Source organism: Winogradskyella psychrotolerans RS-3 (assembly GCF_000427335.1).
GTDB lineage: Bacteria > Bacteroidota > Bacteroidia > Flavobacteriales > Flavobacteriaceae > Winogradskyella > Winogradskyella psychrotolerans.
Window position 1 is genome coordinate 119254 of sequence record NZ_ATMR01000007.1, and the last position, 17871, is coordinate 137124.

A 17871-nucleotide genomic window follows, 5' to 3' on the forward strand; every position below is an offset into this window, starting at 1 on the left:
ATTAAGATTTTACATCCAATGCATCACGCAAGGCATTACCAACCAACATAAAAGCCATAACCAATAGCATAATACAAACACCTGGTATTAAAGCTAAATATGGTTTACCTAAAATGATATAATTGTAGTGATCTTTTATCATCGCTCCCCAACTTGCCATTGGTGGTTGCGCTCCAATACCCAAAAAACTCAGCCCACTTTCTATTAAAATCGCTGCTGCAAAATTGGCAGCGGAAATCACTATTAATGGTCCAAAAATATTGGGTAAGATGTGTTTTGTGATGATTCTATAATCGTTATAACCTAAAGCTCTAGCAGCTGTTACGTATTGCATTTCCTTAGCACTAATGATTTGCCCTCGCACTACTCTTGCCACTTCTACCCACATGGTTAAACCTACAGCTATAAACACTTGCCAAAAGCCTTTTCCTAAAGCCAACGTAATGGCAATCACTAATAATAAGGTTGGGATAGACCACGTCACATTAATTATCCACATGATAACCGTATCTACTTTTCCTCCATAGTAACCCGCTAAACTCCCCATTAAGAGCCCTACAATTAATGAAATAAAGACAGCTACAAAACCAATAAAAAACGAAATACGAGAACCGATTAAGATACGACTCAAATAATCTCTTCCATATTTATCTGTACCAAAAACAAAACTTTTAGTATCTATATAAGATTCATAATTTGAATTAGGAAACCGCGACACAGCAATTTGTTTTTCTTCACCCTGTAAGCCATCTGACGCATATTCTACATAATATAAAACATCCTTTTCAAGTTTGTATGATTGAATAGGAATCTCTGTATCTGTATTATTATATCCAAAGAATAATCTTGAAATAAAGCTACCTTCTGACAAAATCCCTGAAGGAATCGTTAACATTTGCACTTCAAAACCAGGTGATTTTGAATGAATAGCCAAATGCATTTGATTGGCATTTTTTGAAGCATCTGGCGCAAATACATATGCAAACACAGAAATTAAACCAATACAAATAATAATACCCAAACTAAAAACGCCCCAAAAGTTTTTTTAAACTTTTGAAGCGCTAAACTTGTTAATGAATTATTTTGACTAGACATTCATCTTTATTAATTAGTAAGCTTCTTGTTTGCTACACTTAGACTTAACTTAGTGTAGCAAAACAAGGCTGATTTATTACTTTAATTCTTTACAGATTCTGCAACTTTATTTTTTATAGCGTAAGTCATTTTCAAATCATGAAGCACATTAATTGCTTCCTCCACATACACATCCTTTGACAAAGCTTTATGCCAACGATTACGCTTTTCTAATAACACCGAATCTTCGTTCATTAGCTTCACTTCATAAGGCAATGAGCTAAATGTTAAATTCGTCTGATATTCTGAAAGCTTTGCAAAACGCTTCGCTTCATCTTCATTAATCTCCATTTCCTTTTTATAGGTATCATAGTTTAACGAGTAAGACTCACGGTCTCTTATTTTCTTCACCCATTGTGCATTGGCGTCAATAAGCTTCAACTGCTCATTACCAGCCATTCTTTCTTTACTTTTACTAATTGTAGTATCGTAATCAAAATAGTTGCCCCAAACTTCATAATCAGCAGCATCAATCTTATCCCATGCTAATGGATTGTCCTGATCTTTTTCTCCAATATTAATATAACTATAACGGTCTGGAACAACAACATCACTCTTTACACCCTCTAATTGTGTTGAACCTCCATTAATTCTATAAAATTTCTGAGTGGTAAACTTTAAAGCTCCCATATCTCCTTTGGTATTATTCTTTACCATTCGGTTTAGATCCATTACAGTTTGTACTGTCCCTTTACCATAAGTTTGTTTGCTACCAATAACAATTCCTCTTTTATAGTCTTGCATTGCTGCTGCTAAAATCTCAGAAGCAGATGCCGATAACTCATTTACCAAAATCACTAAAGGCCCATCCCAAACTATAGATGCATCTTTATCACTAAGCACTTCCTTGGCTTCACCTGTAGTTTTTACTTGTACAACTGGCCCTTCTTCAATAAATAAACCAGCAATATCTACAACAGTTTGTAGAGAACCACCTCCATTATTTCTTAAGTCCATTACCAAACCTTCAACTCCTTCTTCTTTTAATCTTAAAATTTCTTGTTTAATATCTGAAGCTGCATTTCTTTCATTATAATCTTCAAAACTGATATAAAATTTAGGAAGATTAATAACTCCGAAGGTTTTACCATCTTTTTCAACGATTGAAGATTTTGCGTACGTTTCTTCGAGTTCCACGATATCTCTTTTTATAGAAACATCCTGAATCGTTCCATCTACCTTTTTTAAGGTTAATGTCACAACAGTTCCTTTTGGCCCTTTTATAAATTTAATAGCATCATCTAATCGCATACCAACAACGTTGATAGCCTCTTTTTCATCTTCTTGTCTAACCTTTAGAATTTGGTCACCCACTTCTAACTCATTAGCTCTCCACGCTGGTCCACCACTGATAATTTCATTTACCATAATACCGTCTACTTTCTTTTGTAAACGCGCACCAATACCTTCAAATTTACCTGAAATATCTCTATCAAAGCGCTCCTTATCTTCTGGTGCGAAATAAAATGTATGCGGGTCATACCCTTCTACAATAGCATTTATGTACATCGCAAACCAATCGTTACGTGTTCTATCATCAATGTAATCGTAAAGCTCATCGAGTGATTTTTTTGTCAACAAACGTGCGTCTACTTCTAATTCTTTATCTGATTTTTTAGCTTCAGATTTTTTTAGCCTTTGGTTTTTCATTAGCTTCTGAAACATCAAGATCTGCAGCTGTTTCCGAATCCATATCAATATCTTGTTGCGAAACAACATCATCAAAATTAACGATGGTTGAAAATTTTAATTGTTGTCTCCAACGTTCTTTCATTTCACGCTTATTAGCTACATAAGTAAGATTCTCATAATTAGCATTGTAGTCTTCGTCTTTAGAGAAATTAAAAGGTTTATCTAACAGATCCTTGTACATTTCTTTAGACTCAGCGATACGCTGTAATAAACGTTGATGTGTAAGGTTAAAAAACGATACATCGTATGCTTTAATTTGATCATCAATTTTATCCTTGTACGCTTCAAATTCTTTAATATCCGATTCATAAAAGTACCGCTTAAATGGATCTAAATTATTTAAGTAACTATCGTATACATGTGATGAAAAATCATCATTAATGTCTTTAGGCTCAAAATGACCTTGATCGAGCAGATACGAAATAAGTTGGATTAACAATTTATCTTTATCTGGATCCTCGAATTTTTTACTCGTAAAACTGCATGAGGCAAATGCTATTAATAAAGCGAGTAACAAAAATTTATAATTCCCTTTCATTTTTCTTTTTTTATTATTTTAATTTGGAAAAAATGTGTTCGCCATTTACACTAATTCTTCAACCGAAGGTTCATCTATGGCTCGATTCATTTTTCTTTTTTTTATTATTTTAATTTGGAAAAAATGTGTTCGCCATTTACACTAATTCTTCAACCGAAGGTTCATCTATGGCTCGATTCATTTTTCTTTTTTTATTATTTTAATTTGGAAAAAATGTGTTCGCCATTTATAATTCTTCTTCACTTGAAGGTTTATCTATGGATAGACTCATCTTTTTTTTACTTATTAATTAAGTAGGTTCTCAATTTTTCACTAAAATAGAAGAAAAAACCGTGCCATAAAAAATAGGTACCCTATTTTTTTGTTAAAGGTGAGTTTACTTATAAATCGATACCTTTTTTAGTATTTTTACAATTCATTAAATTTTTTGAACAAAATGTCTGCACGCCCTTTAATTTTAGTTACTAATGATGATGGAATAACGGCACCGGGAATTAGAATGTTGATTTCGGTAATGAACAAAATTGGAGATGTCGTTGTCGTTGCGCCTGACAGTCCACAAAGCGCCATGGGACATGCTATTACTCTAAATTCTACATTACATATGGAGAAAATTACAGTAGATGGTAAACAACCCGAGTATAGTTGCTCTGGAACTCCTGCCGATTGTGTAAAATTAGCTGTCAATGAAATTTTAGAAAGACGACCAGATATTTGTGTTTCAGGTATTAATCATGGTTCTAACTCATCTATTAATGTCATTTATTCTGGTACTATGAGCGCGGCTCTAGAAGCTGGTATTGAAAGTATTCCTGCTATTGGGTTTTCTTTACTAGACTATAATTGGAATGCTAATTTTGAACATTGCACATCTTTTGTAGAAACAATCACCAGACAAGTACTAGAAAACGGATTACCTGACGGTGTGGTGCTAAATGTAAATTTACCAAACCTAGAAAAAGACGCTATAAAAGGCATTAAAATTTGCCGACAAGCTCGTGCCAATTGGAAAGAGGAATTTGATAAACGCACAAATCCTATGGGTCGCGACTATTATTGGCTCAGCGGTAAATTTGTAAATATGGATAAGGGCGAAGATACTGACGAATGGGCTTTAGAACACGGTTATGTTTCCGTAGTGCCTGTTCATTTTGATTTAACAGCACACCATGCCATACAGAATTTGAATACTTGGAAATTAAATAGTTAAAACCTAACCATAGCAGAAGCAATAGTATATGAAAAAAGAAATATTAATAGGTTTTTTAGTCGGTGTGATAGCTGCAGTTTTCGGGTTTGTTTTTGCAATTCAGTTTTTTGGACAATCCGATGATTGGGGAATTGTTATTGAACAAGCCATCTCAGAAGGCTTTTTCACAAAACTTATGAGTATTGGCGCGCTTTTAAACTTGGGAGCTTTCTTCCTCTTCCTAAAGAAAAATAAAGACCATAGAGCAAAAGGTGTTTTAATATCTACAGTTTTAATACTCATCACTACAATGATCATTAAATTTATGAATTAAAATGAAGTATTATATCATTGCTGGTGAAGCCTCGGGTGATTTACACGGCTCAAATCTTATGAAAGCCTTGTTTAAACAAGATGAACAAGCTGATATTAGATTTTGGGGTGGTGACCTTATGCAGAATGTTGGAGGAGAATTAGTGATGCATTATAAGGAGCGCCAATTTATGGGTTTTGCTGAAGTGATTCTAAATCTTAGAAAAGTCTTAGGACACATAAAATTCTGTAAATCTGATATTGAAAAATTTCAGCCAGATGTGCTTATTTTTATTGATAATTCTGGCTTCAATCTTAGAATTGCCAAATGGGCAAAAGCACTCAATTATAAAACGCATTACTATATATCTCCTCAAGTTTGGGCCTCTAGAGCAAGTAGAGTCGAAAAAATAAAACATGACGTTGATGCGATGTATTGCATTCTTCCTTTTGAAAAAGAATTTTACAAAACATACAACTACGAAGTTAATTTTGTAGGTCATCCATTAATCGATGCGATTGCAGATAGGCCACAGATTGAAGATAGCGTTTTTAGAAAAGAGCACCACCTTAGTGACCAACCTATCATTGCATTACTACCTGGAAGCCGGAAACAAGAAATAACTAAAATGCTTGGCGTAATGCTGAGTTTAGTTGATGATTTTAAAGACTATCAGTTTGTTATCGCAGGAGCTCCTAGTCAAGATTATGAATTTTACGAAGGCTTTATAAAAAAGAAGAACATTCAATTTATTTCTAACAAAACATATGATTTACTAAGTATTTCTACTGCTGCTTTAGTTACTTCTGGCACTGCAACATTAGAAACAGCTCTGTTTAAAGTACCACAAGTGGTTTGTTACAAAGCGAATGCCATTTCTTATCAAATTGCAAAACGTATTATAACCTTGAAATATATTTCATTAGTAAATTTAATTATGGATCGGGAAGTGGTTACTGAACTTATTCAAGGTGATTTAAATAAAAAACGCCTTAAAAAAGAATTAACTGCCATTTTAGACACCAAAAAACGAGAACAACTCTTTTTAGATTATTACGAATTAGAGAAACTATTAGGCGGACGTGGAGCTAGTGAGAATACGGCAAAATTAATTTACAACGCTATTAGAAATTCAAAATAACAACGACTTAACCTAAATTACATATACAAACAGCTTACCAAATCTTAATAAAAAATGAAACAACTATTACCCCTTATTTTACTACTCTTTATTGTTAGCAGTTGCAAATCGAAAAAAACCTATTCTAGTAAAAAAAACCAAACACATTCTGTAAAGGTTAATACGTCTGCAAAACCCACTGCTGAAGCCGAAAGTATTGTAAAATATGCTAAAACTTTTGATGGCACACGTTACAAGTATGGGGGTACTACTAAAAGCGGTATGGATTGTTCTGGCTTAATTTATACGAGTTACAAAAAACATGATGTTAGCTTACCTAGAACAACATCTGGACTAAAAGGTACTGGAGAGTGGGTTGATTTAAAAGAAGTTAACGTTGGTGATTTAGTGTTTTTCGCGACTAACAAAAACAGTCGAAAAGTGAATCATGTTGGCATTGTAACCAATGTAAGAACTGGTAATGTTGAGTTTATCCATGCCTCAACCAGTAGAGGTGTTATGATTTCTTCTATCGCTGAAAAGTACTGGTACTTTTCTTTTGTGCAGGCAAGACGCGTGTTATAATTACATTTTTAATTATCTTAGTAACTCACAACCATGAAGTTACTAAATTTCACCATTATAAAACTGACCATTTGCTTGGTTATTGGAATCCTTCTAGCGCATTTTATTAGGCTAGATTTCTATGTGGTATTATATACGACTATAAGTTTAGTCATTTGCCTTGGAGTTTACTGGCTTTTAATAAAATCTAAAATTAATCGCTCAATATTTTTTGGAAGCCTTGTTTACTTATGCATGGTTGGAGTTGGAATGACTTCTTACAATCTTCAAGATGAAACACTGAGACCTGAACATTATACAAATCAAAATTCATCTGACAATTATAATGCTATCGTTTTTAAAATTGAAGAACGACTAAAACCGGATTCTTATAATGATAAATATATTGCTTCTATAATCGCTTTTAATGACGAAGAAGCAATCGGACAAGTATTGATAAACACTAGGCGCGATAGTATTCCTATTCAATTTAATGTTGATGATGTGTTTTATACCAAAGCGGAATTAAAAACAATTCAACAACCATTAAATCCGTATCAGTTTGACTATAGCAAGTATTTAGAATTAGATCAAGTGTATCATCAGATGTATCTAAATACAGGTAACATCTTAAAACTTTCAGACTCTAAATCTACAATTTATGGATATGCAGATGCCTTACGAACAACAATTAACACCAAACTTATAGCTGCAGGATTCAAAAAAGATGCACTTAGTATTATGAACGCGCTTTTGCTTGGACAACGACAAAGTATAGACAAAACCATTTATAATAATTATGTTGACTCTGGTACAATCCACATTCTCGCAGTTTCTGGGCTCCACGTTGGTATTATCTTATGGATTCTAAATTTTTTATTTAGACCTCTACTCTATATTAAATACGGGCATTTTATTAGACCTTTTATTTTAGTCTGCATATTATGGAGCTTTGCTGTTATTGCAGGTTTGTCGCCTTCTGTAACACGAGCAGTAACTATGTTTAGCGTTATAAGTATTGCTATGCATCTTAAACGACGCACTAATATTTATAATACTTTGGTGATTTCGGCATTTATTATATTACTGTTTAAACCTACATTTTTGTTTGCTGTTGGATTTCAGATGAGTTATCTAGCCGTGTTAGGTATTGTGAGTGTACAACCAATCATTTATAGATTATGGAAACCAAAATATTGGATTATTGACAAGCCTTGGCAAATTTTTACAGTGACTTTAGCTGCACAAGTTGGAGTTGTTCCAATAAGTTTATTTTATTTTCATCAGTTTCCAGGTTTGTTTTTATTTCGAATCTTGTCGTAATTCCATTTTTAGGTTTAATCCTAGGTTTTGGTTTATTCGTTATTGCTTTAGCGCTTATGAATATGCTTCATAGCTCCATAGTAACGGCTTATAGCTATATAATTGATAGCTTAAATGGTTTTATCGCTTGGGTAGCTCAGTTTGAAAATTTTCTATTTAGAGATATTCCGTTTACACTACTTCAGGTTATTGTTTGTTATATGATTGTTGTGGCTTTGATTCAGGTTTGCAAATTCCGGAATTTTAAATGGACAGCAATTAGCTTAATCGCTATAATAGGACTTCAAGGTGTGTACTTTTATAATACGTATCAAACGCAACATAATGCTTTAGTGATATTTAATAAGAGTCGCTATTCAATGATTGGACTAAAAGAAAACAATAAACTAACCGTATACCATAATCTCGATTCTGGAAAACTAAAATCAGATTATGCCATAAAGAATTATAAAGTAGGAGAATCTCTAGATATTATAATGTCGGATAGTTTACAATCTGTTTACCAATACAAGGACAAGATTATTTTAGCCATAGACAGTTTATCTATTTATGAAGGACTATCATTTAGACCCAGTTATATCTTATTACGGAACTCCCCAAAACTGAATCTCAATAGAGTTATTGATAGTTTAAAGCCACAATTAATCATTGCAGACGCTAGTAATTACAAGTCCTATTTAAAACGTTGGAAGGCGACTTGTGAGCATAAAAAAATCCCTTTCCATCAAACGAATGAAAAGGGAGCTTTTATAATTAAATAATTCGATTTACTATTCTTTAAACGTTGGAGTAAACGACTTAAAATATTCATTAAACTGTTCTTGCGAAGTCATTTCTTTATGTTTATCACTTTGAAAAAGTTTTAAGTACAACTCCAATTGCTGTGGTTTTAGATATCCTGTTATTGGCGAAATAAACCCACCTTCTTCATCAAAAAAGACCATCGTTGGATAGGCTTGTACTTTTAAGTATCGCGAAAACTCGTGTGAACTGTTGCGTCTATTTGCTTTTGCAGCGTCGTAATTTGGATTTTTAAACGTTTGATCCTTGTAAGTCACTTCTTCATTACCTTCTGCATTAAATTTCACAGCATAATAATGTTCATTGACATAAGTGGCTACATCTGGGTTCTGAAATGTATTCTTATCTAACATTTTACACGGTCCACACCAATTGGTGTAAACATCCATAAATATTTTTTTAGGCTCCTTTTTCTGAAGCTCTAAAGCCTGTTCTAAAGTTACCCAATTAATCTCTTGCGCTACTGCAGTTAATGAAAATGCAAAAATAGCTATTAATCCTAAGGTTATTTTTTTCATCATATTCGATTTGTTGCAAATAATGAGCCGAACTTACAAAAAATGCTCCTAAACAGGAGCATTTTAGATATTTTTAACGGTTTGTGTTAACGTACACCGTGCATTAATTTTTTAAGTAATGGGTTAAGTAACATTGAGATCACACCAATTCCTGCAGGAACTAACGTAAAGATTAAGAAGAATGTACTTAATGAATATTCTGCCGTAATTTTATCAATCATTCCACCCATAGAACCAGCTGCTTTATTACCAATAGCAATGGCCAGATACCAAATACCAAACATAAATCCAATCATTCTTCCAGGAACCAATTTACTTAGATACGAGAGCCCTACTGGAGAAATACATAATTCGCCCATAGTATGTAATAAGTAAGCGAGAATTAAGAATATCATACTTACTGAAGCGGTTTTAGCACCGGGTTCAATTCCCATAGTTCCAAATACTAAGACTCCAAATCCTAAGCCTAATAACATTAAACCCATACCGTATTTCATCGCTACACTTGGATTGTATTTACTTTCCCACCATTTAGAAAATACTGGAGCCAAAGTAATAATAAAGAAAGAATTTAAAATACCAAACCAAGATGCTCCAACTTCAGTTGCATCTTTACTAAATTCGTTATAAATTTTATAACCAACTACAATCCAAAGGAAGACAAAAGTTAATCCTAACACAATATTCGAAGCTGCAATTTTTGAATATGTTTTCTTAAACAATAAATACAATACCCAAGTTATAATAGCTAGTGGAACAATGGTAAGAATAGTATCTATAACTTTAAATATCGTTGCAGAAGAACCTGTTAAAACTCTATCTGTATAATCTCTTGCAAATAATGTCATAGAGCCTAATGACTGCTCAAAAGCCGCAAAGAAAAACACAGTAAAAACACCGAATATAGACACGGCAATAATCTTATCTCTTACTATTGCATTGTATCTTAATATTCTTGAAGTTATTAAAAACAAGAATAGTGCTAATGCCAATAAAACAATAAAATTAGAACCATCTAACCCTAATAATTCAAAGTCTAATAAATTAATGTTTCCAATTTTAGACAAAGGATCATTAAACAAATACAATACACCACCAATTGAAGACAAAATAATTAAGATTTTGTCTATTGAAGTAAAAGGATTCAATTTCTCTTGAACATCTGTTACATCATGCTCTTTAGGACTTTCTTCATTAATATTTTGAGGCAATTCTACTTCATGAATTTTTGAAGGTTTTTCACCAATCATTCCAAAAAGATCTTTTGCTAACCAAAATTGAATCAAGCCACCAAGCATAAAAATTCCAGCTAAACCAAAACCATAACTCCAACCTAAATTCTCAGCCAAATAACCACACAGCATCATCCCAAAAAAGGCACCACCATTAACTCCCATGTAATAAATAGTGTATGCTCCATCTTTTTTAGACTCTTTACCTTTATACATTTCAGAAATCATTGAGGTCATATTTGGTTTAAAGAAACCCGTACCTATAACCAATAGAGCCAAACCTAAATACAAAGACCACGTTGTCTCAAAAACCATAAAAGCATGACCAAGCATCATTATAAAACAACCAATAATAACTGCCCATTTATAACCAGTTATCTTATCAGCCAACCAACCACCAACAATTGGTGTTAAATACAGTAATGAAGAATAGGTTCCAATTAGGGCTAACGAATTCTCACGAGACCATTCCCAACCAGGATTATCACTTAAAAAGGGTGCAGTTAAAAACAGCACCAATAATATTTTCATTCCATAGAAGGAAAAACGCTCCCACATTTCGGTGAAAAATATCACGAATAGTCCAGCTGGATGACCAATGACCTTATCTTTAAATAAATTTTCGATATCAGTATTCATAAAAAATAATTTAGTTAGAGTGAATTCTTAAGGGAGAATTCTTTTTTTTAGGAGTTTAGATTATTTGTTAAGTTCTGGATTTGCTAACTCGAACTCTTCTGCTTCTAAAATTTCATGTTCATTATCTTCTGCTCCATGGGTTAATTTCTTCAATTTCTTCAAGAATAAAAGCAATAATAATCCAAAGGCAACAGTAAATATAGTTAACCACATAAAGGTTGCATACTCTTGCTCACTTTGCTCTTCCTCTAACACAAAAGATACTCCATAATTTTTTCCGTCTCCTTTGTTTTCTGTAATTTGAGCTTTGTCTTTATCTTTTTCAAATACTAATTTTGCATGATATGGATTTGAAGCAGAAACATTATTCTCAGTTAAATCTTCCAATAACTGTTTCGTATTTGAATCTTCTCCTTGAGACATTTTGAATAAAGAATTTAAGTCTTTACCTGTTTCAAAATCCTTGAATACCACTTCTCCATTTTCAGGATATACCGTAGTCCTTATAATGAAGTTTTTATCTTCATTAATTGGATACTCTGTTATTTCAACAACTTTCTTGTTTTCATTTTTAATTTTAAATGTCTCTTTTGAAATGAATGGCAACATCTCTTGTTTGCTAACAATCATTTCACCTGTAAAAGACTCTAACTGAGATGACTCACCAATAGTACCAGCTAACTTGTTTCCAAAACCTGTGGCTGCAAAATAAACACCCATCATAATAGAAGCATATTTTAATGGCGCTAACTTAGTTATAAACGATAATGATACAGGAGATGTACATAATTCTCCAATTGTATGGAATAAGTACGCTAAGAAAATCCACATCATAGCTGCTTTTCCAAACGTTTCTGCACTAGCTTCTTGAGAAGCAAACATCATAAAGACATATCCCAGACCCATAATGATAGTACCAATAGCCATTTTGAATAATGAAGAAGATTCTCTTCCGCTTTTCTTCCACCAAATCCAGAAACCACCTATGATCGTTCCGAATATAATAATATAACCTGCATTTAAAGATTGGAAAACAGCTGCAGGAATTTCCTCCATCCAACTCCATCCAGTTGTTCTATCAACCTTAGCATCCGTATATAAGTTCATTAGTCCTCCAGCTTGCTCAAAAGCTCCCCAAAACACAACAACAATTAAGAATGAAATTAATAAAACAACAACTCTATCTTTTTCAATTTTACTCAACGGACGTTTTGAAGCTAAGCGTTCTGCTTCTGTAGCCTGACTACCACCAGTAAATTCACCAACTCCTTTTAAGAATTTTTGCCCCCAGATAAATACAACTTGTCCAAGTAACATACCGATACCAGCTAAACCAAAACCATAATGCCATCCGTAATAATAAGCTACTAAACCAACAGTAATACTTGCTAAGAATGCACCAACATTAATACCAATATAAAAGATTGTAAATCCACTATCGCGTCTAATATCTCCTTCTTTATATAAACCACCAACCATTGTAGAAATGTTTGGCTTAAGACCACCAACACCTAAAATAATTAAACCTAAACCTGTAAAAAAGGCCCAACTCTGAGGTATTGCTAAAATACCATGACCAAAACATAACAGTAATCCACCGAGCATTACAGTTTTCTTTTGACCTAAAAACTTATCGGCTATCCAACCTCCAGGAATAGAAGCTACATAAACTAACATAGTGTACCAACCGTATAACCAAATCGCATCTTTATTAGACCAACCTAAACCTGGATCTATTGCAGTTGCAGAAGTTGCCATATAAAGCACTAAAATACCTCGCATTCCATAATAAGAAAAACGTTCCCACATTTCTGTAAAAAACAAAATAAATAGACCTACTGGATGCCCAAAAAATTCTTTTTGATGTGCTTGTTTAATTGTTGTTGACATAATATTATTAGTTAGTGTTAGTTAGTTTTGTCGTCATTTATCTCAGCATTTAATCTTATAACGATTACAATTTATCACCCAATGTTCGATGGATAAAATCTGTCATCTTTTTATATAAATGCAATCTTGTGTTTCCACCGTAAATGCCGTGATTTTTATCTGGATAAATCATCCATTCAAATTGTTTGTCTGCCTGAATTAATGCTTCAACCATTCGCATGGTGTTTTGCACATGTACATTATCATCTCCAGTACCGTGAATTAAAAGAAAATCCCCTTTAAGTTTATCTACATGATTTATTGGTGAGTTTTCATCATAACCCGTTGGATTTTCTTGAGGTGTGGTCATATAACGTTCGGTATAAATAGAATCATAAAACCTCCAGCTCGTTACAGGTGCAACTGCAATAGCCATTTTAAAAACATCATTTCCTTTAAAAAGCGCATTACTACTCATAAAGCCACCATAGCTCCAGCCCCAAATCCCAATTCTTTCAGCGTCAATATAATCTCGTTTACCTAATTGTTTTGCGGCTTCTATTTGGTCTTCAACTTCGTATTTACCTAATTCGTTTTGTGTTAGTTTTTTAAAATCGGCTCCTTTAAAACCCGTTCCTCTTCCATCAATACAAACTACAATATAACCTTGTTGTGCTAGCATTTGATACCAATAATCATTTGTACTATTCCAACGGTTAGCCACTTGCTGCGAGCCTGGACCTGAATATTGATACATAAATAATGGATACGTTTTATTAGGATCAAAATCTTTAGGCTTAATCGTCCACATATTTAAATCATTTCCATTTACAGAAATAGTACTAAATTCCTTTTCAGACATCACATAGCCCTCGAGTTTCTTTGCTAATTGATCATTATCTTTAATTTGTTTAACAACTTTACCCGATTTAGAACTGTATAACGTGTATTCTTGAGGTGTTGCTGCACTTGAGAACGTATTAATAAAATAGGTGAAGTCAGCACTAAAAGAAGCACTGTTTGTTCCGACTTTTTCCGTCAAACGTTTTTTATTTTTCCCACTTAATTGTATGGAGTATACATCTCTATTTATAGAACCATTTTCTGTGGATTGGTAATAAATTGTATTGGCTTTTTCATTAAAACCATAGTAGTCGGTAACTTCCCAATTGCCTTTAGTAACTTGGTTAATGAGCTTGCCCTCTTTTGAATAATGATAAACATGATTAAAACCATCTAACTCGCTCGTCCAGATAAAACTATTATCTTTTAAAAACGTTAAGTTGAAAGTGACATCAATATAGGCTTTATCTTTTTCTGCCAATACAATTTTTGAAGTTTTGGCTTTGGTATCAATCATCCAAAGATCTAATTCATTTTGATGACGATTCATAAACTGAACACTCAACACATTAGTATCGTTAGTCCATTCTAATCTTGGAATATAGAAATCTACATAGTCCTTCGTAACACTTAACTCAGTAAGTTTTTTGGAATCTAAATCATATAAATGTAAAGATACTATAGAGTTCGCTTCACCTGCTTTTGGATATTTAAACACATGTTGTGTCTGGTATAAATCTGAACCATAAACGTCCATAGAAAATTCAGGAACCTCAGACTCATCAAATCTTATAAATGCAATTTGGTTACTATCTGCATTCCAGTCGAAAGCTCTTACAAAGCTAAACTCCTCTTCGTAAACCCAATCCGTAATACCGTTTATAATCTTATTCTTTTCGCCGTCTGTAGTTAACTGTTCTACGTTTCCTGATTTTAAATCCTTTACGAATAAATTATTTTCAAATCCGTAAGCCACTTTAGTGCCGTCTGGTGACAATGTTGGTTCTTGTACCAAATCATCCGATACTTTAGTTACGTCTTTCGAAGCTATATCATATATATAATATTCACCCAAAGTAGAACGTCTAAAAACGGGTTGTGATTTTGTAGTTAGAATTATTTTAGATTCGTCAGCATTAAATGAATAATCAAAAAAACCTTGAATCTCAGAAATATCAGTAGAAGACACTAAGGTTTTTACTTTTTCTAACGTTTTATAATCGTAAATATCTATGGTAGATGTTCGGCTTTGTCTATCAAAATTCAACACTGAATACTGATTTCCATTCTCCATTGAATGTAAAGCTTGCATTCCTTCAGTTCTAAAAGTTCCACTCCAAATGTCTTGAAGCGTGATTTGTTTTTCCTGACAAAAAACTAATGAGGTCATTAAAAAGCAAAAAACAGCTGCAAGATGTCTCAAATTCATATGTTTATATTTAGTATTTATAAAAGCGTAGAACCTGCTGGCTATTGATCATTTCCTCAATCAATACTATTTTTTAGCATGCTCTTTTCTTAAATTTCCTGTTTTAATAAAGCAATGCCAAGTTTACTAAAAATTACGCAAAAAATCGCTATTATTAACAGTAAATCGGCATTTAGAATTGATTATGCAGACATTTTACACCAATCCTAGTATCTTTGTTTTACAAAAATAAGAACCAACATGCCTCATACCATTTCTGGCTTTTCTAAGCTTTCTAAATCCGAAAAGATTGAATGGCTTTTAAACACGTATTTTACAGATAAAGATAGCGCAAGAGCACTTGTTAAACAGTATTGGAATACAGATGATAAACTTCAGAAGTTACACGATGAGTTTATTGAAAACACCATTACTAATTACTATTTACCACTAGGTGTTGCTCCTAATTTTTTAATTAACAAGACTATTTATACGATTCCAATGGCAATTGAGGAAAGCTCAGTTGTTGCTGCGGCAAGTAAAGCTGCTAAATTTTGGTTGGATCGTGGTGGCTTTAAAGCCGAAGTATTATCTACAGAAAAAATTGGACAAGTTCATTTTATATATAAAGGTGGTTTTGATAAACTCGAAGCTTTTTTCAAAAATGTTAAGCCAAAATTAATCAGTGACACAGCTTCCATAACTAAAAATATGGAACGCAGAGGGGGTGGGATTTTAGATATTCAGTTACGCAATAAATCTGAAGATTTACCAAATTATTATCAGCTTCATGCCACTTTTGAAACCTTAGATGCGATGGGAGCCAATTTCATCAATACGTGTTTAGAACAATTTGCGACGACTTTTAAAAATGAAGCCCTACTGTTTAAAGACTTTACTGGTGACGAAAGTAACATTTCTATTGTAATGAGTATTCTTTCTAATTATGTTCCACAATGTTTAGTGCGTGCTGAAGTTTCTTGTAAGATTGAAGATTTAAAAAGTAAAGACATTCCTAATCCCGAAGAGTTTGCAGAAAAATTTAAGCAAGCGGTTAGCATAGCCGAAGTTGAACCTTATAGAGCTGTGACACATAATAAGGGCATTATGAATGGTATTGATGCCGTTGTCTTAGCTACCGGAAATGATTTTAGAGCTGTTGAAGCGGGCGTACATGCGTATGCAGCAAAAGATGGTACATATTCTAGCCTAACACACTGTTCAATTACGGATGGTATTTTTAAATTCTGGATTGTAATTCCGTTGGCACTAGGAACCGTTGGCGGATTGACTAGCTTACATCCTTTGGTGAAGTTTTCTATGGAAATGCTTCAGAAACCAACTGCAAAAGACTTAATGAAAATTGTTTCAGTAGCAGGATTAGCTCAGAATTTTGGTGCCGTAAAATCTTTAACGACAACAGGAATTCAAGAAGGGCATATGAAAATGCACTTAATGAATATTTTGAATCAGTTTGAAGCTGCAGATACCGAGAAAGTAACTTTAATTGAACATTTTAAAACGAATATCGTTACGCATAGTTCGGTTGTTGAGGCTATTACTAAAATACGTGAGTCAGGGAATTTTAAATAGCAATAACTAAATTTTAATGCTTACTCGGATGGAACATCTCGCAAATACGCAAAGTTGCAGAGCTGCAAAGCCTTAATAACTTAATTACTTAATTTTTTGAACGCTAAACTTTGAATCCACAACCGACAACATACAGAAGTAACGGAAAGCTATTACTCACCGCAGAATATGCTGTTTTAGATGGCGCAAAAGCTTTGGCTATACCAACTAAATATGGACAGAGTTTAGTTGTTAAGCCTAATGATTCTAAAGTAATTAATTGGATGAGTTATAATGAACTCAATGAGGTTTGGTTTGAGTGTCGTATATCATTTAATGAGATTACGACGACTGACGAAAAAAGCCAACCGAACAATGACGTTAAAGAACGGTTGTTACAAATTTTAAAAGCGACTCAAAGCTTAAATCCTGAATTTTTAGCTTCAAATCAAGGTTATGATATTACGACACACCAAGACTTTAATCGACTTTGGGGTTTGGGCACATCTTCTACTTTAATAAATAATATAGCAAACTGGGCTAATGTTGACGCTCATCAATTACTTCAAAAAACATTTGGAGGCAGTGGTTATGATATTGCTTGTGCTCAAAATAACACTTCAATCACATTTCAATTACAATCAGAACAAAAACCGCTGGTTACATCAGTCGATTTTCAACCTGAATTTAAACATCAACTCTATTTTGTATATCTTAATCAGAAGCAGAATAGTAGAGATGGGATTTCGGCCTACAAGACCCTTGGTAAAATTGATTCTAATACTATCGAAAACATAAATACTATTAGTGAAGCAATGATCAGTTGCAAATCGCTATCTATTTTTGAAAACTTAATTGACACTCATGAAACTATCATTTCTAACCTCATAGAACAAAGTCCGATTAAAACCCGACTATTTTCTGATTTTTCAGGAGCCATAAAAAGTTTAGGAGCTTGGGGAGGCGATTTTGTATTGGTAACCTCTAAGGAAGATCCAACCGCCTATTTTAATGCCAAAGGTTTTGATACTATCTTGAGCTATAAAGACATGGTGCTATAATACAAAAAAAATGGCTTCACATTTCTGCAAAGCCATTTCAAATTATTCTAATTGC

Annotated in this window: 11 protein-coding genes and 3 pseudogenes; 8 read left to right on the forward strand and 6 right to left on the reverse strand. The window is 33.3% G+C overall.

The genetic code is table 11. From position 1 onward, the window contains the following. Nucleotide 1: 1 nt before the first annotated feature. Together ADIWIN_RS00885 and ADIWIN_RS00890 are read right to left on the reverse strand one after the other, a co-directional pair. A pseudogene (locus tag ADIWIN_RS00885) lies at nucleotides 2-1095 on the reverse strand (ABC transporter permease). Nucleotides 1096-1176: 81 nt separating this feature from the next. Beyond that, nucleotides 1177-3364 (reverse strand): annotated as a pseudogene (locus ADIWIN_RS00890) (carboxy terminal-processing peptidase). 436 nt (nucleotides 3365-3800) lie between these two features. Here ADIWIN_RS00890 and surE point away from each other — a divergent pair. The 6 genes and pseudogenes from surE to ADIWIN_RS22380 all read left to right on the forward strand — a co-directional run bounded on the left by surE (nucleotide 3801) and on the right by ADIWIN_RS22380 (nucleotide 8634). After that, on the forward strand, nucleotides 3801-4574 hold the full coding sequence (gene surE / locus ADIWIN_RS00895; RefSeq protein WP_020895786.1) for a 5'/3'-nucleotidase SurE: 774 nt from the start codon (nucleotides 3801-3803) through the stop codon (nucleotides 4572-4574). Between the two features lie 28 nt (nucleotides 4575-4602). Next, nucleotides 4603-4887, forward strand: coding sequence for a hypothetical protein (locus ADIWIN_RS00900; RefSeq protein WP_020895787.1), 285 nt, complete (start codon nucleotides 4603-4605; stop codon nucleotides 4885-4887). A gap of 1 nt (nucleotide 4888) precedes the next feature. After that, a complete protein-coding gene (lpxB, locus tag ADIWIN_RS00905) occupies nucleotides 4889-6007 on the forward strand; it encodes a lipid-A-disaccharide synthase (RefSeq protein ID WP_020895788.1) in 1119 nt (372 codons plus the stop codon). Between the two features lie 54 nt (nucleotides 6008-6061). Next, nucleotides 6062-6571: a C40 family peptidase gene (locus tag ADIWIN_RS00910; RefSeq protein WP_020895789.1), complete on the forward strand. Its 510-nt coding sequence runs from the start codon at nucleotides 6062-6064 to the stop codon at nucleotides 6569-6571. 33 nt (nucleotides 6572-6604) lie between these two features. Continuing rightward, nucleotides 6605-8037 (forward strand): annotated as a pseudogene (locus tag ADIWIN_RS00915) (ComEC/Rec2 family competence protein); the annotation flags it as partial. A 195-nt stretch (nucleotides 8038-8232) separates the two neighbouring features. Beyond that, nucleotides 8233-8634: a hypothetical protein gene (locus tag ADIWIN_RS22380; RefSeq protein ID WP_498370478.1), complete on the forward strand. Its 402-nt coding sequence runs from the start codon at nucleotides 8233-8235 to the stop codon at nucleotides 8632-8634. Between the two features lie 9 nt (nucleotides 8635-8643). Here ADIWIN_RS22380 and ADIWIN_RS00920 read toward each other — a convergent pair whose 3' ends face one another. The 4 genes from ADIWIN_RS00920 to ADIWIN_RS00935 all read right to left on the reverse strand — a co-directional run bounded on the left by ADIWIN_RS00920 (nucleotide 8644) and on the right by ADIWIN_RS00935 (nucleotide 15204). Beyond that, nucleotides 8644-9192, reverse strand: coding sequence for a thioredoxin family protein (locus ADIWIN_RS00920; RefSeq protein ID WP_200859772.1), 549 nt, complete (start codon nucleotides 9190-9192; stop codon nucleotides 8644-8646). A gap of 86 nt (nucleotides 9193-9278) precedes the next feature. Then, nucleotides 9279-11063, reverse strand: a complete 1785-nt coding sequence (locus tag ADIWIN_RS00925) for a peptide MFS transporter (protein WP_020895793.1) — start codon at nucleotides 11061-11063, stop codon at nucleotides 9279-9281. A 60-nt stretch (nucleotides 11064-11123) separates the two neighbouring features. Beyond that, nucleotides 11124-12953 (reverse strand): peptide MFS transporter, encoded by a 1830-nt coding sequence (locus ADIWIN_RS00930; RefSeq protein ID WP_020895794.1) that lies wholly within the window; start codon nucleotides 12951-12953, stop codon nucleotides 11124-11126. 64 nt (nucleotides 12954-13017) lie between these two features. Beyond that, complete coding sequence (locus tag ADIWIN_RS00935; RefSeq protein WP_040756140.1) at nucleotides 13018-15204, reverse strand: S9 family peptidase; 2187 nt, start codon at nucleotides 15202-15204, stop codon at nucleotides 13018-13020. Nucleotides 15205-15432: 228 nt separating this feature from the next. Between ADIWIN_RS00935 and ADIWIN_RS00940 the strand changes: the two genes are divergently transcribed. Then, the gene (locus tag ADIWIN_RS00940) at nucleotides 15433-16776 is read left to right on the forward strand and encodes a hydroxymethylglutaryl-CoA reductase, degradative (RefSeq protein ID WP_262507753.1); all 1344 of its coding nucleotides are present in this window, start codon (nucleotides 15433-15435) and stop codon (nucleotides 16774-16776) included. Nucleotides 16777-16886: 110 nt separating this feature from the next. Then, nucleotides 16887-17816 (forward strand): GYDIA family GHMP kinase, encoded by a 930-nt coding sequence (locus tag ADIWIN_RS00945; protein WP_020895797.1) that lies wholly within the window; start codon nucleotides 16887-16889, stop codon nucleotides 17814-17816. Nucleotides 17817-17871: the final 55 nt, after the last annotated feature.